The following is a 25293-nucleotide window of genomic DNA, read 5'->3' as shown; positions in this document are numbered from 1 at the left end:
TTATTTAGGGTAACAGCCCGTGCGGACGGGGAGACCTGTCCGCAGTTTTTTGCTGAGTGTCTGCCGTGCGGGCATTCAGCAAAGAAAAACACAATCTGCCCACCTGACCTTATGCGCTTTAGGTTCCTTTTACAGGAAATAGCGATGGGCGGTAGCGTGCCTGGGAACCGATAAAGAGAGAGAATTATGGAAAATTCAGCCGCCTTGTTACGTCGCCTTAATCCTTACTGTGCCCGTGCGTTAGAAGGTGCAGCCAGCCTGTGCCAGACCCGTGCCCACGCCGAAATTCTGCCGGAGCACTGGCTGCTGAAATTGCTGGAGCAGGGCGAGGGTGACCTGACGGTGCTGGCGCGCCGTTATGAGTGGGATATGGACGCTCTGTGGCAGGATTTACTCGGCTGGCTGGATAACCTGCCGCGCTCTGTATGCCACCGGCCCCAGTTATCTGACAATATCCAGACCCTGATGCAGGACGCCTGGATGCGGGCGTCACTGGCAGGTGAAGAACACATTCGCAGTGCCCATCTGCTGATGGCGCTGTTGGATAAACCGAAACTGGCACGTTGTGATGGTCTGTGGCCGTTGCTGACGCTGGGCCAGAGCCAACTGGAGCGCCTGCGTCCGTTGCTGGATGCGCAGTCCGACGAACGCCCGGAAGTCCAGCAGGACGAGGTCCTGGCGCAACGTCACGGCAGTGAGGTGGAGTTTGTCGGTCGCCCGGTGGGTACTGAGGGAAAAGAAGGCGAACTCAAACCTGCGCTACAGAACGCACTGGATAAATTCACCCTCGACGTCACCGCTAAAGCACGTGAGGGCAAAATCGACCCGGTATTTGGCCGCGATACCGAAATCCGCCAGATGGTGGATATTCTCTCACGTCGTCGCAAGAACAACCCGATACTGGTCGGCGAACCGGGTGTGGGTAAAACGGCGCTGGTGGAAGGTTTGGCGCTGCGTATCGCTGAAGGCAATGTTCCGGACAGCCTGAAAACCGTCAGCCTGCGCACCCTCGACCTGGGTCTGTTGCAGGCGGGTGCCGGTGTGAAAGGTGAATTTGAGCAGCGCCTGAAAAACGTGATCGATGCGGTACAGCAGTCGCCGACGCCCGTCCTGCTGTTTATCGACGAAGCCCATACCATCATTGGGGCGGGTAACCAGGCGGGCGGTGCGGATGCGGCTAATCTGCTGAAGCCGGCGCTGGCGCGCGGCGAACTGCGAACCATCGCTGCCACCACCTGGAGCGAGTACAAACAGTATTTTGAACGCGACGCTGCGCTTGAGCGTCGCTTCCAGATGGTGAAAGTCGACGAGCCGGACGACGAGACCGCCTGCCTGATGCTGCGTGGCCTGAAATCCCGCTATGCCGAACACCATGGTGTGCATATCACCGATGACGCAGTTAAAGCCGCAGTCACGCTCTCTCGCCGCTACCTGACCGGCCGTCAATTGCCGGACAAGGCAGTTGACCTGCTCGACACCGCAAGCGCCCGCGTGCGCATGAGCCTCGATACCGTACCTGAAGAAATTACCCGTCTGAAAGCGCAGCGGATTGCACTGGTTCTGGAAGAGCAGGCCTTACTGGAAGATATCGCTGTCGGCGGTCATTCCCATAGTGAGCGATTGGCCGGGATTGAAAAATTGTGCCTTGTGCTGGATGCGGATATCTGCACGCTAGATCAACGTTTTAGCGAAGAAAAAGCACTGGCAGAGCAACTGATGGTTTGCCGTCAGGCTTGTCACTCAGAGGGTTGCAGCCGCCAGGCCGACATCCACGACCTGCAGCAACAGCTGAAAAACCTGCAACGGGATGAGGCGTTGGTTCAGGTGGATGTGGACATTCGCACCGTGGCCAATGTGATTGCCGACTGGACCGGTGTCCCGCTCTCTTCATTGATGAAGGACGAGCAGACTGAACTGTTGAGTCTGGAAGCGGAAATCGGCAAACGCGTTGTAGGGCAAGATGTGGCGCTCAACGTCATTGCGCAGCGCCTGCGCGCCGCAAAAACCGGCCTTACCTCGGAGAATGGTCCGCAGGGCGTGTTCCTGCTGGTCGGCCCGAGCGGCACAGGTAAAACCGAAACCGCGCTGGCACTGGCGGATGTGCTATACGGCGGTGAGAAATCCCTTATCACCATCAATCTGTCCGAATACCAGGAGCCTCATACCGTTTCCCAGTTGAAGGGCTCCCCACCGGGCTACGTCGGTTACGGTCAGGGCGGCATTCTGACCGAAGCGGTGCGTAAACGCCCGTACAGCGTAGTGCTGCTCGACGAGGTGGAAAAAGCGCACCGCGACGTCATGAATCTGTTCTATCAGGTGTTTGACCGGGGTTTTATGCGTGACGGCGAAGGGCGCGAAATTGATTTCCGTAACACCGTGATCCTGATGACCTCCAACCTCGGCAGCGACCCCATCATGCAATTGCTGGATCAACAGCCGGAAGCCACCGAAGGCGACCTGCACGAACTGCTGCGCCCGATATTGCGTGACCACTTCCAGCCTGCACTGCTGGCGCGCTTCCAGTCGGTGATTTACCGCCCGCTGAGTGAGCCCGCGATGCGCACCATTGTTGAAATGAAACTCAAACAGGTCAGCAAACGCCTGCACCGTCACTACGGCCTGACCACGCATATCGAAGAGAACCTGTACGACGCCCTCACCGTCGCCTGCCTGCTGCCGGATACCGGCGCGCGTAACGTCGACAGCCTGCTCAACCAGCAAATTTTGCCGGTGCTGAGCCAGCAGTTGCTGACTCGCATGGCTGCAAAACAGAAACCACAGTCGTTACGTCTTGGCTGGTGTGAGGAGGAAGGGATAGTGCTGGAGTTTGACCGTACACAAGGAGAGCGCGTATGAGCACCAGTCTCCCGATTAGATTCAGCCATAACCACCACCTGCTGGCGATAAAAGGATGTGAGTCAGAACTTGACGTGCTGGCATTTGAAGGCAACGAGGCTCTGAGCAAGCCGTTCAACTATTCGATGGAGCTACTGGTACGAAAGGGTATCAGCATTGTCAGCGCGGAAGATGAAATCAAAATTATCGCGAAGAAGAAGCTGACCCTGAACGGTGGCGGGAGCTATATCACTCTGGATGTTCATGCCATTGAATCAGCGACGTTGGGCGATTTCAGGACCAGAGCCGGACATTACGCCAGACAGACGCGAGCGCAGCATAAGCCTGATATTTCACCTTTAGCGAATGCTATCGACGATGGCGGCCACAATATTCGCTACTTGTGCGCAGATGATAATGGGACACCGATGTTGAATACTCCTTACAGGGCATCTTTGGCGGATGGTTCAGTACTGGAAGGTGTTAGTGATGGTGAGGGGTATACGAAGCTGTTTACTTCCGCACAGACTCAGGATGTGTTGCTGCATATGATGCCGGGAGTTATCAATGCCTAAGTATAATGTTTACACAAAAATTGAATCGAATGTTCCAGCATCTGACCTGTTTTACGACCTCAATGTATATAAAACTGATGCCAATAATAAAAAGCATGTTTTGCTGTCAGTAACGCAACAACCAATAGACCCTAGTTATTATACTCAGCCTCATGATACGAATGAGACTGGTGATGATTTGTCAGTGATCTACATTATAGAAATTAACTTGTACCGCAAACACGGCGGTAAGCTGATTTCGGTGCTTTCATCCCCGGCTAAAAAAATGTATACACTTGGTGAAATAGCCTCCGGGAAAGTATACTCTAAAAATAAACGAGAAAATGTCTGTTATTTTGAGACTAAAGCGCAAACAAAACCCGTTAATGGCAATGGTGACGACAATATACATAATATACAGATCACTTGCCTTGAAAGAGTTTTTATTGCAAAAGAGTATCCTGTAGGTAGTCCAGATGATCCATTCGATAGAGAAAAGATCGAGAGCCAGATTGCATCAAGAATGAATTATACCAGTTATCCTAATCAAGGGGGGACTAGTTTGTGTGGGCCTGCATCATTTTTCTATTGTTTGCAAATGGACAGGCCGGATGTTTATAAACAAGCTGCGATTGAACTCTGGTTACATGGGAAAACAAAAATCGGCACTTTGGAGATCTCACCAGGAGACGGGTGTAGGCATCCCAAAGGTAGTTTTTATTATGGTTACGGTAGAGAAGCAGTATCAGGTCTGGATTGGATCACATTGGCTAGCCTGAGGGATTCTGAAAATTCAATTATGAGTTACGATGAAGTGGATGATCAGATGGCTGGTATTACAATGTGGAGGAAGTTGACGGAATGGTTCGAAAAGGCAGGTTATGAGAAAATATTCGATAATATAAGCCTCTCGCATGCAAATGTGAACGATATTATAAGTCTGAACAACTATATTAGTAGTGGGCTCAAAGTAGTAAGTTTAATCTCTGCTGGCATGTTATCAGATTTTCCTGGGGATAGTTCATCGAAGAATCATTGGATAGTCTGGGATAGTCAAGTTAGATGTAATGATGGAAAGTCAGTATCTGCAAGTACATCCGTTTTAGATAAGGTGGATTTAACCTTGTTTTCGTGGGGAAAGGTTAAAAGCCAGTTAAAGAATAATGTTAATCTGGATGTTTTTATGAAACATACATTTGGAGGGTTGGTTTTTAGACCAATAAAGTAATTTATGTGCCGTAGATTAATACTTCTTTCATTTATTTTATTGATCGTTTCATGCTCCTCACCTAAAATTGACTTTGCTCCATTAGGGGAAGTGTTACCTGATGCAAAGGTAGGGGTGCCTTATAATCAAGAAATTATTATAGGAACTAATTTGGAAGATAATCCAGAGTTTCTAACAGCAGAAAATACTAAACTAGATATTTACCCTGCTGATATAGGGTTGCAAGTGATTTCTGATAAAAAAAGAAGGGATGGATTACCTATATACAATTTTCTTTCCATTTCAGGTATGCCGTCAAAATCAGGATTGGTAAAGATTTCAATTTCTTTTGTTACATATGGTTCTATGTATACCAAAAGCGGTAGATTTAATAAAACCTATTCACTGGAGGTTAAATAACTTTGGATAATTATATACAATATGGTTCCAAAAAACCGTTGATAGCAATGGTGACGACAATATACATAATGTGCAGATCACCTGCCGGGAAAGAGCTTTTATTGCAAAAGAGTACCCTGCAGGTAGTCCAGATGACCCATTCGATAGGATAAAGATCGAAAGTCAGATTGTGCCAAGAATAAATCAAGCCAGTTACCCTAACCAAGGGGGGACTAGTTTGTGCGGTCCGGTATCTTTTTTTACTGTTTACAAATGGACAGGCTGGATGTTTATAAACAAGCCACGATTGAGCTCTGGTTACATGGAAAAAAATAGGCAATCTGGAGATATCACCTGGGGATGGGTGTAGGCATCCTAGGGGGGCTTTTTATGATGATAGAGGTAGAGAATCAATATCAGGTCTGGATTGGATGACGTTAGCGGGGCTGAGAGATTCAGAAAACTCCATTATGAGTTACGATGAAGTGAATGATCAGGTCTCCGGTATTACCATGTGGGGAGCGCTCACTGTTTCTGGGTTTACTCTTGGCACAATGCATTCCGGTAAAGACTTTTATAAGAAATATGCGATAAAGGTCAAGCAGTAATTAACTCACTTAATGCATGTCTGGTTTTTCAGGACATAACTTCCTGCCGATGTGAAGGAATACAATGAGCAGTAATCCCCCGATAAGATTCAGCCATAACCACCACTTGCTGGTGATAAAAGGATGTGAGTCAGAACTTGATGTGCTGGCGTTTGAAGGCAACGAGGCCCTGAGCAAGCCGTTCAGCTACCGCATTGAGTTCACCAGTAACGACCACGCCATCAGCAAGGAAATGATGCTGATGAAAGCGGGCTCTTTGACGCTACAGGCCCCGGCAGACCAGGGTTACGGCATTAAAATCCAGCAATCGGTACGGGTTCTCCAGGGGGTGGTGAGCGGTTTTGAACGCCTCGGCACCTCAAAAGATGAAACCCATTACGCCCTGACGCTACAGCCGCGTCTGGTGCTGCTCGACCGCTCGCACCAGAACGTTATTTATCAGGACATGTCCGTTCCGCAAATTGTGGAAAAAATCCTGCGCGAGCGTCACAACCTGCGCGGCCAGGATTTTCTGTTCTCGCTTTCAAAAGAGTACCCGCGCCGTGAGCAGGTAATGCAGTACGGCGAGGATGACCTGCACTTTATCACCCGCCTGCTGGGTGAGGTGGGGATCTGGTTCCGTTTCACCACCGACACACGCCTGAACATCGATGTGGTGGAGTTTTACGACAGCCGCCAGGGCTACGAGAACGGCCTGATTCTGCCGTCGGTACCGCCATCGGGCCAGCACTCGCAAGGCATGGATTCCGTATGGGGGATGAAGAGCCACCACAATGTGGTGCAAAAGCAGGTCAGCACCTGCGATTACAACTACCGTCAGGCCAACAACGACATGAACATGCTGGTGGATGCGACCCGCGGCGACAGCACCACCTATGGCGAGGCTTATCACTATGCCGATAACTACCTGACGCCGGGCAGCACTTATGACCGCAACCCGGCTCCGGAGTCCGGCGCGTTTTATGCCCGTGTGCGTCACGAACGCTACCTGAACGGCCAGACCCAACTGAGCGCCATCACCAGTTGCCCGACACTGGCGCCCGGGCAGGTACTGAAAGTCACCGGCGGCTATGAAGTGGCGGAGGCGTTCAGCCAGGGCGTGCTCATCACCGGGATGAAAAGCACGGCCCGCCGTGATAAAGATTTTGAGGTGCATTGCAGCGGTATCCCGGACAGCACCGATTTTGGCTTCCGCCCTGAACCCGGTGCGCGTCCGGTGATGGCGGGCACATTGCCCGCCCGCGTGACCAGCACCACCGAAAACGACACCTACGGGCATATCGATAAAGACGGCCGCTATCGCGTCAACATGCTGTTTGACCGTGATAACTGGGAGGCCGGATTCGAGAGCCTGTGGGTCCGTCAGTCCCGCCCCTATGCAGGCGACACTTATGGTCTGCATCTGCCGCTGCTGGCGGGAACCGAGGTGGCGATTGGTTTTGAAGACGGCAACCCGGACAGGCCGTACATATCCGGCGTGCTGCACGACTCCGCGCACGGCGACCACGTCACCATTCGCAACTATAAACGTAACGTGCTGCGCACCCCGGCGAATAACAAAATCCGTCTCGACGACAGCCGGGGCCAGGAGCATATCAAGGTCAGCACGGAGTACGGCGGCAAGAGCCAGCTGAATCTCGGCCATCTCGTCGACAGCGAGAAGCAAAAACGGGGCGAGGGTTTTGAACTCAGAACCGACAGTTGGGGCGCGATACGGGCACAGAAAGGGATATTTATCAGCGCTGACGGTCAGGCAAAGGCGCAGGGCCAGGTGCTGGAAATGCAACCGGCGGTCAGCAATCTGGGGGACGCCCGGGAGCAGATGACGGCCATGTCGAATGATGCGCAGACCGCCACCGCGAACCCGGCGGATCTCCAGGCGCAGATCAAACTGTTGGAACAGCAGCTGATGGACCTCAAAAAATCGGTGCTGTTGCTCAGTGCGCCGGAGGGTATGGCGATGACCAGCGGACAGCACCTGCAGGTATCGGCGGGCCAGAACCTGATTGCCACGGCGGGCAAGAATGCCGACGTCAGCGTGGTGAAAAATCTGTTTATCGGGGTCGGCAATGCCCTGAGCGTGTTTGTTCGTAAGCTGGGGATCAAGCTTATTGCAAACCAGGGGCCAGTAATAGTGCAGGCTCAGAACGACACGATGGATCTACTGGCACGAAAGGGGATCAGCATTGTCAGCACGGAAGATGAAATCAAAATCATCGCGAAGAAGAAGCTGACGGTAAATGGCGGAGGGAGTTATATCACTCTGGATGTTAATGCCATTGAATCAGCGACAATGGGTGATTTCAGGACAAGGGCAGGGCACTACGCCAGACAGACGAGAGCGCAGCATAAGCCTGATATTTCACCTTTAGCCAATGCTATTGACGACGGCAGCCACAATATTCGTTATTTGTGTGCTGATGATAATGGAATACCAATGCTGAATACTCCTTACAGGGCATTTTTGGCTGATGGCTCAGTGCTGGAAGGCGTTAGTGATGGTGAGGGGTATACGACGCTGTTTACTTCTGCACAGACTCAGGATGTTTTTTTGCATATGATGCCGGGAGTTATTAATGCCTAAGTATAAGATCTATACAAAAGTTGAATCGAATGTTCCGGTATCCAATCTGTTTTACGATCTTAATGTATATAAAACGGATGCCAATAATAAAAAGCATGTTCTGCTGTCAGTGACCCAACAACCAATAGATCCGAGTTATTATACTCAGCCTCATGATACGAATGAGACCGATGATGATTTGTCAGTGATCTACATTGTAGAAATTAACTTATACCGCAAACACGGCGGTAAGCTGGTTTCGGTGCTTTCATCCCCGGCTAAAAAAATGTATACACTGGGTGAAATAGCCTCCGGGAAAGCATACTCAAAAAATAAACGAGAAAATGTTTGTTATTTTGAAACTAAAGCACAGACAAAACCCGTGAGTGATAACGGGAATGACAACATTCATAGTGTACAGATAACCTGCCTCGAAAGAGCATTTATAGCAAAAAAATATCCTATCGGCAGTGCTGATGATCCTTTCGATAAGAGAAAGATAGAAAGCCAACTTGCATCAAGAATAAATCACAGTAGTTATCCTAACCAAGGGGATACGAGTCTGTGTGGACCAGCATCATTCTTTTATTGCCTACTGATGGACAGGCCTGATGTTTATAAACAAGCAGTTAATGAGCTTTGGTTGTACGGTAAAACTAAAATAGGTGCGTTAAATATAGTGCCAGGTAGTGGCTGTCGGCACCCTACGGGAACTTTTTATGATGCTTATGGAGAGCGAATAAAAGGGATCGATTGGATAACGCTCGCTTCTTTGAGAGATTCTGATAACTCCATTTTGAGTTATGATGAAATTGATGATCAAGCTTCAGGGATCACATTATGGGGAGGGCTTACTGAATGGTTTGTAAGTGCAGGTTATGAAAAAGAGTTTAGCAATGTTGGGCTATCCCACGTGAATCTTAAAGATCTAAGTATACTTAATGAATATATTAAAAATGGTTGTCGAGTTGTTACTTTGATATCAGCAGGTATGCTAGATGGATTTGACTCCGCTATCACTGCTAAGAATCATTGGATTGTTTGGGATGGTCCTATAAAAACACAACATAGTGAGATCATTTCATTAGCGACTAATGAAAATGAATTAGTCCAATTACAATTGTTTTCTTGGGGCAAGGTAAAAAATCAGGTTAAGTCAAATTTAGCATTATCAGATGTAATGAGAAGTGTTTTTGGAGGGGTGGTATTTAAACCACTAAAATAGGTATATGAAGAAATATCTGGTTGTTTTTTTGATGTTTTTAACATCGTGCTCTTCAAGTGAAATAAAATTTTCTCCCGAAAGTGGTAATTTAAAAAATGCGCGTGCGGGTACATTTTATCAGCAAGATATTGTTCTGACATTCCAGAAAAGTGGAGAGGTTATTGCGTTGAGCTCAAATAACTTTAGAGCAAAAGTATCGCCTGATAATTCCGGGCTGGAATTAGAACCAAACTTTAGTGGATGTGGAATTATTTCTGCAGAGAGGTGTAACGACTCTAACAAAGCTGTAATAAAAGGGATACCTAAAACAAAAGGTATGATAACTGTTGAGATCGTGGCAAAAACATATGCGTCGATGTACTCCAAATCACAGGTGTTTGTGAAGAAATATCAAATTTCTGTTGATTAACTTCATCACCAATAAGTAATGACTTTCATATTTCAAGTTTGATCTCTGTGCAGATGTTTCAGCAATCGCAGATGTTCCATTCAAAGATCACTGGATAGTTTGGGATGGAAAGTTAAAGTTAGCTAACGGACAACGAATTACTAACGAAACGAATTTAGAAGAATTTGTTTCGTTGAGACTTTTTTCATGGGGTGAAGTTAAAGATAATTCACTCAGAACATCATTAACGTTAGGTGAATTTCTGAGCTATACTTTTGGGGGGATGGTATTTACAAAAATACCATGATTGGAATGAATAAACTTTGCGCATATTTTATTTTTTATTTGTTTTTGGCTGGGTGTGGCAATCATATTATATTCGAGCCCAATGAGTTGTCTGATGGGTATATTGGACAGGAGTATTATGTTCCAATCACTATTTCAGGAGGTACAGGGCCGATTGTTGATTTAAATTATGAAATGCACCCATCAAATTCGGGGTTGAAGTTAGTGTTTCCTGAAAAGAAATATTATAAAAATATATATATAATAACTTTACCATACAAGGAAAACCTAAGTTACAAGGGATTGTAACAATCAGCATTAGGGGAGGGGTGGTTGCTAGTGCAGGGAGGGATTTTGAAAAAATATATGAAATTAATGTTTTAAAATAAATAATGAAACTTATCTGTTTTCATGGGGGGTGTCAAAAATAAATCTAAGCTAAGCTAAATAAAGATTTGGAATATGTCCGTAAGCACGTTTTTGGAGGCGTGGTTTTCAAACCACTGAGCTAAATGAAATATTTAATTTTTGTTTTAATTTTCGTTGTTTCAGGCTGCGCCAGTTCTAGCCCAACAGTCTTACCTGAAAAAAGTGAACTTACAGTTGCAACAGTTAACCACAAGTACCGGAATATCATTGAAATAAAAGGCAGGGATGTTAACGAATCCAGCGTATTGGTAAGTATAACCCCGAACGATTCAGGGTTGGTATGGAATCCGGAAGAAGTAAAGTACAGTTTTGGTGGGGAGGATGGGATAAGCAAAGATTACCATCGCATCATCATATCTGGTATCCCGAAAAAATCAGGTAATTATAGCGTAACTGTTTCTGGGTTTACTCTTGGCACAATGCATTCCGGTAAAGACTTTTATAAGAAATATGCGATAAAGGTCAAGCAGTAATTAACTCACTTAATGCATGTCTGGTTTTTCAGGACATAACTTCCTGCCGATGTGAAGGAATACAATGAGCAGTAATCCCCCGATAAGATTCAGCCATAACCACCACTTGCTGGTGATAAAAGGATGTGAGTCAGAACTTGATGTGCTGGCGTTTGAAGGCAACGAGGCCCTGAGCAAGCCGTTCAGCTACCGCATTGAGTTCACCAGTAACGACCACGCCATCAGCAAGGAAATGATGCTGATGAAAGCGGGCTCTTTGACGCTACAGGCCCCGGCAGACCAGGGTTACGGCATTAAAATCCAGCAATCGGTACGGGTTCTCCAGGGGGTGGTGAGCGGTTTTGAACGCCTCGGCACCTCAAAAGATGAAACCCATTACGCCCTGACGCTACAGCCGCGTCTGGTGCTGCTCGACCGCTCGCACCAGAACGTTATTTATCAGGACATGTCCGTTCCGCAAATTGTGGAAAAAATCCTGCGCGAGCGTCACAACCTGCGCGGCCAGGATTTTCTGTTCTCGCTTTCAAAAGAGTACCCGCGCCGTGAGCAGGTAATGCAGTACGGCGAGGATGACCTGCACTTTATCACCCGCCTGCTGGGTGAGGTGGGGATCTGGTTCCGTTTCACCACCGACACACGCCTGAACATCGATGTGGTGGAGTTTTACGACAGCCGCCAGGGCTACGAGAACGGCCTGATTCTGCCGTCGGTACCGCCATCGGGCCAGCACTCGCAAGGCATGGATTCCGTATGGGGGATGAAGAGCCACCACAATGTGGTGCAAAAGCAGGTCAGCACCTGCGATTACAACTACCGTCAGGCCAACAACGACATGAACATGCTGGTGGATGCGACCCGCGGCGACAGCACCACCTATGGCGAGGCTTATCACTATGCCGATAACTACCTGACGCCGGGCAGCACTTATGACCGCAACCCGGCTCCGGAGTCCGGCGCGTTTTATGCCCGTGTGCGTCACGAACGCTACCTGAACGGCCAGACCCAACTGAGCGCCATCACCAGTTGCCCGACACTGGCGCCCGGGCAGGTACTGAAAGTCACCGGCGGCTATGAAGTGGCGGAGGCGTTCAGCCAGGGCGTGCTCATCACCGGGATGAAAAGCACGGCCCGCCGTGATAAAGATTTTGAGGTGCATTGCAGCGGTATCCCGGACAGCACCGATTTTGGCTTCCGCCCTGAACCCGGTGCGCGTCCGGTGATGGCGGGCACATTGCCCGCCCGCGTGACCAGCACCACCGAAAACGACACCTACGGGCATATCGATAAAGACGGCCGCTATCGCGTCAACATGCTGTTTGACCGTGATAACTGGGAGGCCGGATTCGAGAGCCTGTGGGTCCGTCAGTCCCGCCCCTATGCAGGCGACACTTATGGTCTGCATCTGCCGCTGCTGGCGGGAACCGAGGTGGCGATTGGTTTTGAAGACGGCAACCCGGACCGGCCGTATATCTCCGGCGTGTTGCACGACTCCGCGCACGGCGACCATGTCACTATCCGAAACTACAAACGTAACGTTCTGCGGACGCCTGCGAACAACAAAATCCGCCTCGATGACAGCCGTGACCAGGAGCATATCAAGGTCAGCACGGAGTACGGCGGCAAGAGTCAGCTGAATCTCGGACATCTTGTCGACAGCGAAAAGCAGAAGCGCGGCGAGGGGTTTGAGCTCAGAACCGACAGCTGGGGTGCCATCCGGGCGCAGAAGGGCATTTTCATCAGTGCTGATGGCCAGGCAAAGGCGCAGGGCCAGGTGCTGGAAATGCAACCGGCGGTCAGCAATCTGGGGGACGCCCGGGAGCAGATGACGGCCATGTCGAATGATGCGCAGACCGCCACCGCGAACCCGGCCGATCTCCAGGCGCAGATCAAGCTGCTGGAACAGCAACTGACGGACCTCCAAAAATCGGTGCTGCTGCTCAGTGCGCCGGAGGGTATGGCGCTGACCAGCGGACAACATCTGCAGGTATCGGCCGGCCAGAACCTGATTGCCACGGCGGGCAAGAATGCCGACGTCAGCGTGGTGAAAAATCTGTTTATCGGGGTGGGCAATGCCCTGAGCGTGTTTGTTCGTAAGCTGGGGATCAAGCTTATTGCTAACCAGGGGCCGGTGAGGATCCAGGCACAGAATGACCTGATGGAGCTCATCGCTCGTGGAGAAATCAGCGTCGTCAGTACCGAAGATCGTATCGAGATTATTGCCAAGAAGCAGGTCACGATCAACGGGGGGGGAAGCTATATCACCCTCGATGCCAATGGCATTGAATCTGCCACACAGGGGGAGTACCGGACTAAAGCCGGGCATTACGGGCGAAAAGAAAAGGCTAATAAGCCAGAAGACTTCCCGAATGTGGCTCCTGAAACCACAGAACCTTCCAGTAAATTCAGCTTTTCCTGACAAGGAGTCAGTTTATGATTATCAGCCCACCGCTTCTGAAAGCGAAAGATGCCCATGAAACTGATGCGGCCTGGATTGAAAGAGTCATGGCCGTAGTTGACCGTCGCGGGTATCCGGTTAACGGTTATGGTTCGTGGCATGGCGGGATCCACATCAGTCATACTGACGCAGGCCGGCCGGTAGAGAATGTAAGGGCGATCGCGGACGGTACAATTGTTTCGCTGCGCAAAGACTCCGACAAACGCGACCTGGCCCCATTGAACATCAATGCCGATAAACCCAAGTCCAAAGGCAGCAATGATGGTTATGTGCTGTTAAAGCATGAAACCGAGATCGGCAGCGGTGATGAAGCAAAAGTAGTTTTCTACTCCCTCTACATGCACCTGAAGTCGCTGGCTGAAACTGTTAAGGAAGGTGAGAAAGTTTATCGTAAAGATCCGTTGGGTACTCCCGGGGTGGTGGATGGAGTGAATGCGTTCCACTTCCAGGTTTTCTGCGATGACGACAACATCAGCAAGCTCACAGGCAGGAAAACAGGAGAGCTGGATATTTCGAAGAATGGCCGCACCGATGCGGTTTACGGTGATATTCACTTTTATCTGCCACCGCAGACAAAGTTTTATGACAAGGCCCCTGCAGATAACAGCACTTCTATCAGCGGACTTTCCGAACTCTATACGAGCAATGCGCCTCTGTATGCCAGCATGACTCTGGCCCAAGGCAGCTGCACGATGGTAACGCGGCAGAAAAATACGCAGGTTGATGGGAAATATGATCTGCTGGGTGAGTCACTGGTGAATGCTGATGGCAAAGACTACGAATACAATCTCTATAAAACCGCGATGCGGAATTATAAGGAGAGCCCAAGTGCCGGGTTTGAATTACTTCGCTTTGGGCGGGTGATTAATACAGACCATGAAACACTGGTACCGGCAGACGCGCCATTATGGATGACGGTCAATTACCCGGGAGGAAAAGGGGGGGTCAATCTTGCTGATTCCAGCATTAAAAAGTTTAGTGACGCTGATTTCCCTCACTGGACGGGCTGGCAGTTTGTCGATGACGATAGTGACAGCGATAGCCAGTGTAATTCAGCCGTTATCAAGAAACTTCAGGAAGATGGTGAGTTCGATAACCAGTGTGGGAAGCTAATCTGCCATTTCCCGTTTGAATGGGAAAAAAGTACGATCGACACCCGTTTTTCATGGCTGAAAACGGGAAGTGAAGAGCATGATCCGATGACGGAAGCTGATTATGCAAAATTTAAAGCTCATGCAGAGGCGCTGTGCTTTGATTCTGGAGTGCTTGGTAACGGGAGACTGTGGTATTTCGAACCAAAATCATTTATTCGACATTTCAGAACATGTAGTTGGCTCGACTGTGATGTAATTGAAAAAATAATGGTAGCAAATACTAAGTCAACGGCAAAGTTGCAAATCAGTAAGATAAGTAAGAAGGTAACTGAATATTACTGTGATATAAATGCCATACTTAATAAATACAACCTTTATAGTGCCAATAGAAAATGCCATTTTCTTGGGCAGGGGGCTGTTGAATCCGGAAGTTTGCTGTTAATGCAGGAGGTTAGTCAGCAACAACGGATAGAGAATGGTGTCCACAAAGGTGGTGGAATTGTTGACCTATCAACCAAAAATGAAGCGGAGCTCGGGCATTGGTATGGAGAGTTGACAGAAGAAAAAGACGATTATTTTTCTGGTAAAAAATACAATTCAAAAGGGAATGTTATCACAGGGTCCTACAGCTGGATCAATGGGAATTGTGGTGATGTTGATGCCCAGAAATACAGAGGGCGTGGTTTTAAAATGCTCACTGGGCTCGATACTTATTCTAGCTATTGGGTATATCGAGGGTGGCTCTCAGTAAGTGACTTTGATCGATATTGGTGGGATGATCCTGAATACAAAAAGAAAAACGCAGCAAAAATGAAAAAACGTAGTCCTCAGATAGACTCGCCACAAAAATTAACAGAAAGTACTTATAATTGCATTGATACTGGCGGTTTCTTCATCGTTGGGTTTAAAGGTAAAACTGTGAAAATAATGGATGGGGATAAAAATGGCAAAGCAGATGATGATCAGGTTATTGAAAATGTTACCTCTGCAATAAATGGTGCTGACAAAGGTCTTGCAGAGAGAAAAATCTTTACGAAAAGAGCTAAGGAGGTGATTGGTGATGACGTTTAATAAAGCATTTTTAACTTCAATGATGTACTTTATGGCTACGTTTAGCTCTTGGGGGGCATATTACAATACTATTAAAGTTGATGGTTATATGATTGGTCTCAATAAAAATAATCAAGGGGTGGTTGATGTACATAGTGACACCTCGAAAGTTTCCGCTTCATGTAAAATTAAAAATTGGAATAGCAAGTACTATTTAGGGGCTGGAATAATCTCTTTGACAAGTGATAAGGTTGGTGTGATTGTTGCTGGAAGCAATATGTTTTTAAAAACAAAGGAGTTGGAGGCTTGTAATAACAAATTCGTAAATTTATATAGCGTAGATTATCTAGATCAAAAATTATCTACTCTTGTCGATGTTAACTTCGATAAAAAACTGATTCTCGCTTTAGTTCCCATTGATGCCCAATCAGGGGCGTATCAAGCGATAATATCAAGTTTTGATGGGAAAAAGAATGTTATCTCTGGGAAAGGTTTTTGGAATCCACGCGTTAAGGATGTGAATATTTCGGATGATACATTTCCTGTAACTGATGACTTTTACATCGGGAAAATATCAACTAATGGAATGTACGTTGCTCCTAACGATCTTGATTGTTCTGTAGATTCTTTTCCTGGTGTGTGGGATATAATCAAAAAAATGAAGGTGACATTCCCTGATGATAAAGATGATGCAGTGATTGACATTAAATGCCGACAGCTTTTTTCGGGAGATAAAACATTTGATGAGTTGGGTGGGAAGCTTATCAATACTCAGTAAATTTACTGTTTTATATTTTCAGCAAGAAACGGCTAATCTCCACCATGAACATTTGGTCAATTCACTGACCGATTAATTATCGTTAACAATCCATAGATGTCGGAATTGGAGAATGTTGTTTAATGGTTTTTTTGGGGGGGTATGAATTTTAAAACGTTAGGTTTATTTTTATTCTTAATTATTTCTTTGCCAACTTATGCAGCAAGCAATCTGAAAAGTTCATGTGGGGTGCTGATCAATTCAGGAGGTGATACATTTTTATTTTATGATAAGAATGGTGTTAAAGAATTTGAAACGAAAAAGAAAGATAAGCGGTTAATGTCGAAAAAATACTCATGCGCATGTGTGTCTTATAAATCTGAGAATGAAGAATATATTCGTGGGATAACAAAAATTGAATTTGTAAATGAAAAAACTTGCTCAAGACAGAAAGAAATAGGTAAAGTTTATGTTTCAGAAGTTGATAGAACTGGGCAAGGTATGCCTCCAGCAAGTATAGATAGTGATAAAAGTAATAAATTATATTTGGGTTATGATTACGCACCACGTTTAGAAAATAAATTCTTCTTCTACAAAGGAGATGTAACTACTATTTATACTTTTGAAAAATATGGATTTACATTTGCGAAATTTGGAGTGTGCTCTCTTGATGGCAACTCTATGAAATGTCGAAGGTATTATGAGTCGGGTATTGAGAAAGGCCGTCTTAGTGAAGAGATTAATTATGTTTATGTAAAAGGGAATTATGTCGAGGAAGGCGTTCATGTGATTTATGATCAAAATGGTGATGTTGCATTTATTGAGATTAAAAATAGAGATTATAAAAAAGATAAGGTGCTCTTTGATAGATATCCCGAGAGAACCAAACGATCTTTCTATTTTAGTTAATTCTTAGAAATTTCGAAGTGTGAGAGTGTGAATGACGTATTCCCTGAAAGATATTCCGAAATGTTATCCACGGCAAGCATCACCTAAAATATCCCGTTGGCTTGCCGTATTGGTGGCTATGTTGGTCGTCAGCGTGATCTTCATGCGTATATTCGGGCGATACATCGATAATAACGACTTCTGGTTGGTCGCTATTGGTACGCCTGTTGTTGTTTGGATTGTAACTTTCGGTTTTCGCATGTGGATCTGGTCATTACAGGACAGTAAAGCGAATGGTTTCGACCGGCATCGGGAGCAATGGATCTTGAGTGAGACCCGTAGGGCACGTCGTGCGCTTCAGGTGTTGAATACGACATTTATTACGGCCCATCAGGAAGATGAACAATCTTGTGTTGCAGTTGAAATGCTCAATAACCACAGCATTATTATTTCGCAGTCGGACTGGAAAGGCGAAAAAAGCAAGCGACTGAGCCGTATTACGGCAGAACCAGAAGATACTCCTGAATTGGTCACCTCACGTCTGTTCTCAGAACTCATTGCTGATCTGCCCGTTGGCCAGTTCCCAGAAAATACCTCGCTTGTTGTCATCCTCGATATCTCGACATCTCTGTCATTCCCTGCAGTTCGAGATATTTGGCAGGAAGTCTGGCGGGAGAGTGGCTTAACCTGCGCTGTTGAGTATGTAGACAGCAATGGGCCGGGGGTAGTCAACGACTGGCTGGATCACCGCATTAAAGATGAGGCGATGTTATTGATTGTTGGCCTCCAGCTTGATCCGGTTGTATCAAATAATACTGCAGAAGCAGCCGTTGCACTGCTTTTTGGCAACCGCCTGACACAGGAGGCACTCGAACCTGTCGCGTTGCTGCACCGGCCAGATGCTGCCCCGACGGGTGAACTGAACGAGGGGATGAACATGGCCGCCTATAACGTCCCGCTCAAAAAAAATATCGTGAAAAATTTATGGCTTGCCGGGCTGACTGGTGAGCAGCGCGCAGAAGTGATCGCGTGCCAGAATGCACATCCTGCTCAGCCTGTAGAGGACGAAGCCGTCATTTCACTCGATATGTCCATGGGACATGCCGGAGCCGCAGCCCCTTGGCTGGCCATCGCTGCCGCCACTGAAATCGCCCGACAAACACAGTCACCGCAGATGATTATCTGCGGCGATACCACGCAGAATGTGCTGTGGAGCACGCTCATTACCCCGATTGCTTCCCGACAGGAGATGGATCCGTGAAGCTACCTTTAGTACCGAAGACTACGGAAGGCCGCTATCTTTCTGTCGCATTCATTCTTTTTTTACTCTTTGCCGCAATGACGTTTATGGTCTGGAAGTATCCGGACATGGCCGGACTGGAGGACGATAGTCAGCAGCAAATTTACTGGCTTATTGGCGGGGGCTGCATTACCGGATGCACATTTATCATGTTGGTTGTGCTCCTGTGGGCTGCTCTCAGTGCCGGTAAAAAGGAGTTTGATGCTCTCGTCGACGATACCAATGGCGATGACGAGAAGAAGAAAAGGGAAAGTGAAAAAGCCCCTGTTTCTCCGGCTGTGGTGATGTCTGGCAAGATATGTGCTCATCTGCGTTCACGTATTGGTCTTTACTGGCGTGGCAAAGTCCGCCTGTTGTTGATTACAGGCGACGAATCCGCGATTGAGCAACTGGTTCCCGGCCTGCAACAGCAGCAGTGGCTTGAAGGCAACCGTACCGTTCTGATTTACGGTGGTAGCCTGACATCGGAGCCTGACCGCGAAAAATACACCGCGCTACGCAAACTGCGTCGCGGGCGTCCACTCGACGGTATTGTCCGGGTCATGCCGGACTCGCTTAATCTGACGCCACTAATCAGCGATAACGATTTACGCGGGCTGGAAAAAATCAGCGAACTGCTGCGCTATTCCGCCCCGGTCTGGCTGTGGCAACTGTGTGACAGCAACTGGTCGCAGGCGACGCGCTCTGAACAGGCGGTAGGGGCAAGCTTTCCGCAACACGCTAATGCAGACGATGTTACCCGCCAGCTTGAGCTAATGCTGCCGGCGTTACGGGCCCAGGGCGTGAGCCAGGTCGCTGAGAACAACGGTCACGACTTCCTGTTGCGCCTGGGCCAGCACCTCAAAGACGGCGGTATCGCCCGCTGGACTCAGCAACTGGCGCCATGGCTGTCTGCCTCACAGCAGCGTGTTCCGCTGCGTGGCCTGATGTTCAGCCTGCCGGAGAATAAACCCGCTGATACGTCAGAGGGAACAGCCGGCGCTGCATTTGCCGACGCTGAGAAATATGTTCCTGAATCACAACGTCATGCGCTGACCTTGCCGGTGACCTGGCAGGGTATTGTTGACGACTGCACCCGCGTACGTGGCCGCCGTGTCGGTATGGCCTGGGAGCAGACGCTGGCATGGGGCATTATGGCGGTGCTCGGTATCTGGGGGGCGGGGCTGCTGCTCTCTTTTGCCCTGAACTACAGTCAGATTTCCTCTGTGGCGAACAAAGCCCGTTCTCTGGTGGAGCATCCTTCTGTTTCTGACTCTCAACTAACGGCCCTGCATGACCTGCGTAACGATGCTGGTCGTCTGCAACATCATGTTCAGAATGGGACTCCGTGGTACCAGCGCTTTGGGCTTGACCATAACCCGCAACTGTTGAGCGCGATGCTCCCGTGGTATGGCGTGGCGAACAACCGCCTGATCCGCGACCCGGCCAATGCTGCCCTGATGCAGAAACTGACTGCGCTGACAAACTCGGCACCTAACAGTGACCAGCGCGCACAGCTGGCGAAACCCGGTTATGACCAACTGAAAGCCTGGTTGATGATGTCCCGCCCGGACAAAGTGGATGATGCGTTTTACGCCCAAACCATGCAAAGGGTGCAACCGACCCGGCAGGGGATTTCTACCGGATTGTGGCAGAGTCTTTCGCCAGACTTGTGGGCGTTCTCCATATCTGGATTGCTGGAACAGCCGCAGTGGAAAATCACCCCGGATGAGGCGCTGGTCAGCCAAAGCCGTCAGGTGCTGTTGCAGCAGATTGGTCGCCGTAATGCGGAGGGAACCCTCTACGAAAACATGCTCAAATCGGTGCGGCGTAACTTTGCCGATGTGTCACTGGAAGACATGACCGGTGGTACCGATGCCCGCCGTCTGTTCACCACCGATGACGTGGTGCCGGGGATGTTCACCCGTCAGGCGTGGGAAGGGGGGATTCAGCAGGCCATCGAGAAAGCGGCGAACTCGCGCCGGGATGAGATTGACTGGGTTCTGAGCGACAGTCGCAAGGCCGTTTCTGCCGACCTTTCTCCGGAAGCGCTGAAAGCGCGCCTGACGCAGCGTTACTTCACTGATTTTGCCGGCAGTTGGTTGAACTTCCTCAACAGCCTGCGGCTGAATCCGGCGCACAACATTGCGGATGTGATTGACCAACTGACACTGATGAGCGATGTGCGTCAGTCGCCGATGATTGCGCTGATGAATACGTTGGCCTGGCAGGGACAAGCCGGCGAGCGGCGCGAAGGGCTGTCGGATTCCATTATCAAGTCGGCAAAAGATCTGCTCGGCAGTGAGGATAAGCCCGTTATCGATCAGCGAGCAGCCGGGCCGCAGGGGCCGCTGGATGACACCTTCGGGCCGCTGCTGACCCTGATGGGGAAAAACCCGGCCAGCAACCTGATGTCGGCCGACAGCACGCTGAGTCTGCAAACCTACCTCACCCGTATCACCCGCGTGCGTCTGCGTCTGCAACAGGTGGCGAGTGCTAACGATCCGCAGGAGATGATGCAGACCCTGGCACAGACCGTATTCCAGGGCAAAAGCGTGGATCTGACCGATACCCAGCAGTACGGCAGCCTGGTGGCGGCCAGTCTGGGTGAGGAATGGAGCGGCTTTGGCAACACCCTGTTTGTGCAGCCGCTGACGCAGGCCTGGGAAACCGTACTGCAACCGTCTGCAGCCAGCCTCAACGACCGCTGGAGCCGTTCGGTGGTCGCAAACTGGCACACCGCCTTTGAGGGGCGCTTCCCGTTTGCCGCGAGCAAAAGCGATGCATCTTTGCCGATGCTGGCGGAGTTTATCCGCAAGGACACCGGGCGTATCGACCGTTTCCTGACCGCTGAACTCAGCGGCGTGTTGCATAAAGAAGGCAGCCGGTGGGTGCCAAACCGTACTAACAGCCAGGGGCTGACGTTTAACCCGGCGTTTCTGAAAGCGTTAAATCAGTTGAGCCAGCTATCCGACATTCTGTTTACCGACGGCAGCCAGGGCATCAGCTTCGAACTACAGGCCCGCCCGGTACCGCAGGTGGTGGAAACCCAGCTAACGATTGACGGGCAGCGGTTGCATTACTTCAACCAGATGGCCGACTGGCAGTCTTTCCGCTGGCCGGGGGATACCTTCAAGCCCGGTGCCATGCTGACCTGGACGTCGACCAACGCCGGCACGCGCCTGTTCGGGGATTACAGCGGCACCTGGGGCTTCATTCGCTGGCTGGATCAGGGCAAGCGGAAACAGCTTGACCGCAGCCAGTGGATGATGAGTTTTACTGCTCCGGATGGCCGCACGTTGCAGTGGGTGTTACGTTCCCAACTGGGCAAAGGGCCGCTGGCGTTGCTGGATTTGCGCGGTTTCACGCTTCCTGAGCAGATATTCAGTGTCGACAGCGCGGCCACCGCCCAGGCGCTGATGGCCAACACCGGAAATAGTGACATGGATGGAGTCGAAGAATGAGCACTCTGCAAAATCTGGTCGCCGCCTGTCAGGCTGATGACACTCAGCAACGGCAACAGGCGCAGGCACGCACGAAAAACTGGCAGCCCTGGCTTGCTCCGGTAAGTGACACCAGTCCGACCGGAGAAGACCCCGGCTATGACGATGATTTTCAGCGCATCCGGGAGGAGGTAAATAAACTTTCCGGCATCGATACCGGGCTGATTTGCACTCTTGCCGAAAAACTGCTGACCACCACCGCCAAAGATATCCGGATTGCCACCTATTACTGCTGGGCGCGTCTGTTCCAGGACGGCGAGACCGGTTTTGCCGAAGGGCTTGAACTGCTGGCGGGATTACTGCAGTGCTATGGCATGCAGCTTCATCCGCAGCGGGACCGCAGCCGCAAGGCCGCGCTGGAATGGCTCGCCGGTACCCGTGTTCTGAACAGTCTGTCACTTTACCCGGAGGTCGTACGCGAGGATGCACAGCGTACCGCCGGGGCGCTGCTGCTCATCACTGACAGTCTGGAGACAGAGCTGGAAGCGTCACGGCCGGAGCTCAATGCACTATACAGTGCTCTGGAGTCCCGCCTGATGAAAGGCGGGGGCGTGGATGCAGTGGTACCGCAGAACGCCAGCAATCAGACACGTACGCAGCAGTCATCTCACACGACAGAACAGGATGCGCCAGTGCTGAGTCGCATTACCTCCGGTCAGGATTTGCTGGCCCAGGCCCGTACACTGACGGAATATCTGCGTGAGCAGCCCAATGGCTGGCTTGCTGCGCACCGGCTGATGAAAAGCCTGCGTCATGACACGCTGAATGCTATTCCGGCACCGGATGCCGAAGGGAAAACGCGCATCGAACCGCCGAGGGCTGACCAGCGGGCCATGCTCAAACGGCTGTACCTGCAGCAGAGCTGGCTGGAAATACTGGAGCAGGCGGACAGTACCTTCTCGCGTGGCGCCAATCACCTCTGGCTGGATTTGCAGTGGTATGTCCATCAGGCCCTGATTAAATCGGGGCAGGATGTGCTGGCCGACATCATCACCACCGATCTGAAAGGGCTGCTGTGTCGCCTTACCGGCCTTGAAAACCTGGCCTTTAATGACGGTACGCCGTTTGCCGATGAGGTCACGCTTAACTGGATAAACCAGAGCGTGCTGGACGACATATCCGGCTGGCGGGATGAGCCGGTCAATGCCGCCAGCACGGCTGACAACGATATTCTGGCACTCGAACCGGAAGCGCTGGAGAAAGCGGACAGTGACGGCCTGGATGCCACACTCCACTGGCTTCAGACACGTCCGGGCACCGACTCCATAAAAGACAAATGGTTGCTGCGCCTGCTGATGGCCCGCGTGGCTGAGCAGAAGGGCAAGAATGAACTGGCCCTGCATCTGCTGGGAGAGCTCGACAGTGCCGCGCAGTCAATCACCCTCACGCAGTGGACACCGGCACTGCTGTTTGAAGTGAAATCGCGCCGCCTCAGGTTACTGCGCATGAAAGCCACACGCAGTGAAACCGATAAATCACGGTTTCAGCCTGAGATGGATTTGCTTCTGTCCGGTCTGATTGCGCTCGATCCGGCAAGCAGTGCAGTGCTTTGCGGATAACCCGGACAGAATTCAGCTAAAGGGAAAAATATGGCAGCGGAAGGCTTTTATCTGGTGCAGGGCGACAAGACGACCTGCGGCGGAAAAATTACCACGGGTGCAGAGGATCACACTCTGTTTGATAAACCGGTTGCCCGGGAACAGGACAGTGTGACCTGCGGTAAACATGCCGGGCTTTTCAAGATAGCCGGTGGTATCGATAACGATACCATTCACGACAGGCGAATGGCTGGAACCCTTGACAGTTACAGCACCTGCCCCTGTAAGGCGAAGTTTATTCCATCGATGATGGATGATACGTACGAGAAGAGCAGCGGTGCTTCTGCTGGAGAATCGGCAGCAGGCTTTGCAGCACCTGTGCAAATTTCGCCAGAATTGCCGAGTTATCTGACAGGTGAGCGAAAGCCAACGGGTTTTGTGCCAGATTACCCGGCATTACGTAACACACGTAACTTCCCGGATAGTAAGTTAAGGGCCATGCTGCAGGCCAATAGCCAGGAAGTTATGCTACTTACCCTCGGCGAAGTATATGAAATACTGTCGTCATGGGGGTTTTACAAAAATGGTTGGGTGGACCTGACACAAACTCAGCCGGGACAGATTGCAGTAAATTATGGCCTGGGTATTAAAGATGCCATTACAACAACCATGCTTATTGCCGATTTAAAACTGTATGATATTAAATCTACGGTGTACGTAAATAAAAATGGAACTGAGCTCATAAAACTTACTGGATATTCAGGGATACGAAAAATATTAAACGCGCCTGTATATGCTCTTAAAAATCCCAAGGTCGTCAGCCTGGGAATTGGGAAGTTTGGTGTTAAGAGTGCCATTGTTGAAGGTACTGTTATAACGTTTTATTTCGCTCTCGCGTATCGTACTATTGATTTCATAATGAATGATGATACCAGTCTGGCTGAATTTATAGGCTCGCTGGCAACAGATGTCGTAAAAATCGGTATAGCGTCCGCTGTCAGTTGGGGGGCCGGTGCCTTATTGACAATGACTCCATTTGTTATTGGCCCGATCGTGGCTGTCGTACTTGTTGGTCTCGGGGCGAGCATCGCATTGAACGTACTTGACGATCACTTTAAAGTCACTAATAAGCTCGTTGAATTGATTGAGAATGCACAGCAGGAGTTTGTTGATAAAGCTCGCGAGATCGAGGACGGATTCTGGGATCTTGGAGCTATGTATCTGGATGGGATGCTACGGACCGGGAGAGAGTTCGTGATTGCAGAAACCAGGAAATACCTGCGTGAAACGCTACAAGAAATTATTCCAATGGATTATTGATAATGTATCCTCTTAAACAACGTGTAATTGCATTTTTCGGAGTTGTATTCTTCCTGGCGATTTCCGTCGGGATTTCATATCTCGGTATTTTTAAGTTGCGTGAATACCTTTCTTACCCCGATGTCGTTAACTTCTCTTTTTGGGTGACTTTTTCTGCCGCGTTTTTCTTTTTTTTCTTACCGTTATTGACGATGATTTTTCCTGTTATTTTTACCGGGAAGCAGATAACCGTTACATCAGGTAAAAAATTACTGAAAACCACGTTTATCATCTTAGGGTTAACTATCCTGGGAATGTTTATCTTTTCAGAAAGATACACAACATCTTTAATGCATAAAGGTTACACAGAATGCCAGGGGATCCCTTCGGGTTGGATACCTGGTATGGCAAAAAAATATGCCATAGAACCGTCCCTTTGTACTCAGCATTGAAGGTTCTCTTTT

Annotated in this window: 17 protein-coding genes; all 17 read left to right on the top strand. The window is 49.5% G+C overall.

The features are described 5' to 3' along the window. The first annotated feature begins 186 nt into the window (after positions 1-186). The 17 genes from tssH (at position 187) to V2S86_RS10720 (ending at position 25281) form a co-directional block, all read left to right on the top strand. Positions 187-2856, top strand: a complete 2670-nt coding sequence (tssH, locus tag V2S86_RS10800) for a type VI secretion system ATPase TssH (RefSeq protein ID WP_330762404.1) — start codon at positions 187-189, stop codon at positions 2854-2856. Beyond that, positions 2853-3410: a DUF2345 domain-containing protein gene (locus V2S86_RS10795; RefSeq protein ID WP_330762403.1), complete on the top strand. Its 558-nt coding sequence runs from the start codon at positions 2853-2855 to the stop codon at positions 3408-3410. The genes tssH and V2S86_RS10795 overlap by 4 nt, the downstream gene beginning before the upstream one ends. Then, positions 3403-4617, top strand: a complete 1215-nt coding sequence (locus tag V2S86_RS10790; RefSeq protein WP_330762402.1) for a hypothetical protein — start codon at positions 3403-3405, stop codon at positions 4615-4617. Before V2S86_RS10795 ends, V2S86_RS10790 begins: the two co-directional genes overlap by 8 nt. Before the next feature lie 3 nt (positions 4618-4620). Next, the gene (locus V2S86_RS10785; RefSeq protein ID WP_330762401.1) at positions 4621-5016 is read left to right on the top strand and encodes a hypothetical protein; all 396 of its coding nucleotides are present in this window, start codon (positions 4621-4623) and stop codon (positions 5014-5016) included. A gap of 651 nt (positions 5017-5667) precedes the next feature. Beyond that, positions 5668-8187, top strand: a complete 2520-nt coding sequence (locus V2S86_RS10780) for a type VI secretion system Vgr family protein (protein WP_330762400.1) — start codon at positions 5668-5670, stop codon at positions 8185-8187. After that, positions 8180-9391, top strand: coding sequence for a hypothetical protein (locus tag V2S86_RS10775; RefSeq protein WP_330762399.1), 1212 nt, complete (start codon positions 8180-8182; stop codon positions 9389-9391). The genes V2S86_RS10780 and V2S86_RS10775 overlap by 8 nt, the downstream gene beginning before the upstream one ends. A gap of 4 nt (positions 9392-9395) precedes the next feature. Then, positions 9396-9800, top strand: a complete 405-nt coding sequence (locus V2S86_RS10770; RefSeq protein WP_330762398.1) for a hypothetical protein — start codon at positions 9396-9398, stop codon at positions 9798-9800. Positions 9801-10576: 776 nt separating this feature from the next. Next, positions 10577-10966, top strand: coding sequence for a hypothetical protein (locus tag V2S86_RS10765; protein WP_330762397.1), 390 nt, complete (start codon positions 10577-10579; stop codon positions 10964-10966). A 64-nt stretch (positions 10967-11030) separates the two neighbouring features. Then, positions 11031-13382: a type VI secretion system Vgr family protein gene (locus V2S86_RS10760; protein ID WP_330762396.1), complete on the top strand. Its 2352-nt coding sequence runs from the start codon at positions 11031-11033 to the stop codon at positions 13380-13382. Between the two features lie 14 nt (positions 13383-13396). Then, positions 13397-15586, top strand: a complete 2190-nt coding sequence (locus V2S86_RS10755) for a M23 family metallopeptidase (RefSeq protein ID WP_330762395.1) — start codon at positions 13397-13399, stop codon at positions 15584-15586. Further along, on the top strand, positions 15576-16343 hold the full coding sequence (locus V2S86_RS10750; protein ID WP_330763188.1) for a hypothetical protein: 768 nt from the start codon (positions 15576-15578) through the stop codon (positions 16341-16343). Before V2S86_RS10755 ends, V2S86_RS10750 begins: the two co-directional genes overlap by 11 nt. 141 nt (positions 16344-16484) lie before the next feature. Continuing rightward, positions 16485-17231, top strand: coding sequence for a hypothetical protein (locus tag V2S86_RS10745; protein WP_330762394.1), 747 nt, complete (start codon positions 16485-16487; stop codon positions 17229-17231). Positions 17232-17262: 31 nt separating this feature from the next. Further along, on the top strand, positions 17263-18471 hold the full coding sequence (locus V2S86_RS10740; protein ID WP_330762393.1) for a hypothetical protein: 1209 nt from the start codon (positions 17263-17265) through the stop codon (positions 18469-18471). Further along, the gene (locus V2S86_RS10735; RefSeq protein WP_330762392.1) at positions 18468-21953 is read left to right on the top strand and encodes an ImcF-related family protein; all 3486 of its coding nucleotides are present in this window, start codon (positions 18468-18470) and stop codon (positions 21951-21953) included. The genes V2S86_RS10740 and V2S86_RS10735 overlap by 4 nt, the downstream gene beginning before the upstream one ends. Then, on the top strand, positions 21950-23551 hold the full coding sequence (tssA, locus tag V2S86_RS10730) for a type VI secretion system protein TssA (RefSeq protein WP_330762391.1): 1602 nt from the start codon (positions 21950-21952) through the stop codon (positions 23549-23551). Before V2S86_RS10735 ends, tssA begins: the two co-directional genes overlap by 4 nt. Before the next feature lie 30 nt (positions 23552-23581). Then, a complete protein-coding gene (locus tag V2S86_RS10725; protein ID WP_330762390.1) occupies positions 23582-24850 on the top strand; it encodes a PAAR domain-containing protein in 1269 nt (422 codons plus the stop codon). 2 nt (positions 24851-24852) lie between these two features. Beyond that, the gene (locus tag V2S86_RS10720) at positions 24853-25281 is read left to right on the top strand and encodes a hypothetical protein (protein WP_330762389.1); all 429 of its coding nucleotides are present in this window, start codon (positions 24853-24855) and stop codon (positions 25279-25281) included. The last annotated feature ends 12 nt before the right edge of the window (positions 25282-25293 follow it).

This window comes from Serratia sp. C2(1), assembly GCF_036352655.1.
GTDB lineage: Bacteria > Pseudomonadota > Gammaproteobacteria > Enterobacterales > Enterobacteriaceae > Serratia > Serratia inhibens.
Note: the sequence above shows the minus strand (reverse complement) of the source record. Positions and strands in the feature narration are given on the sequence as shown.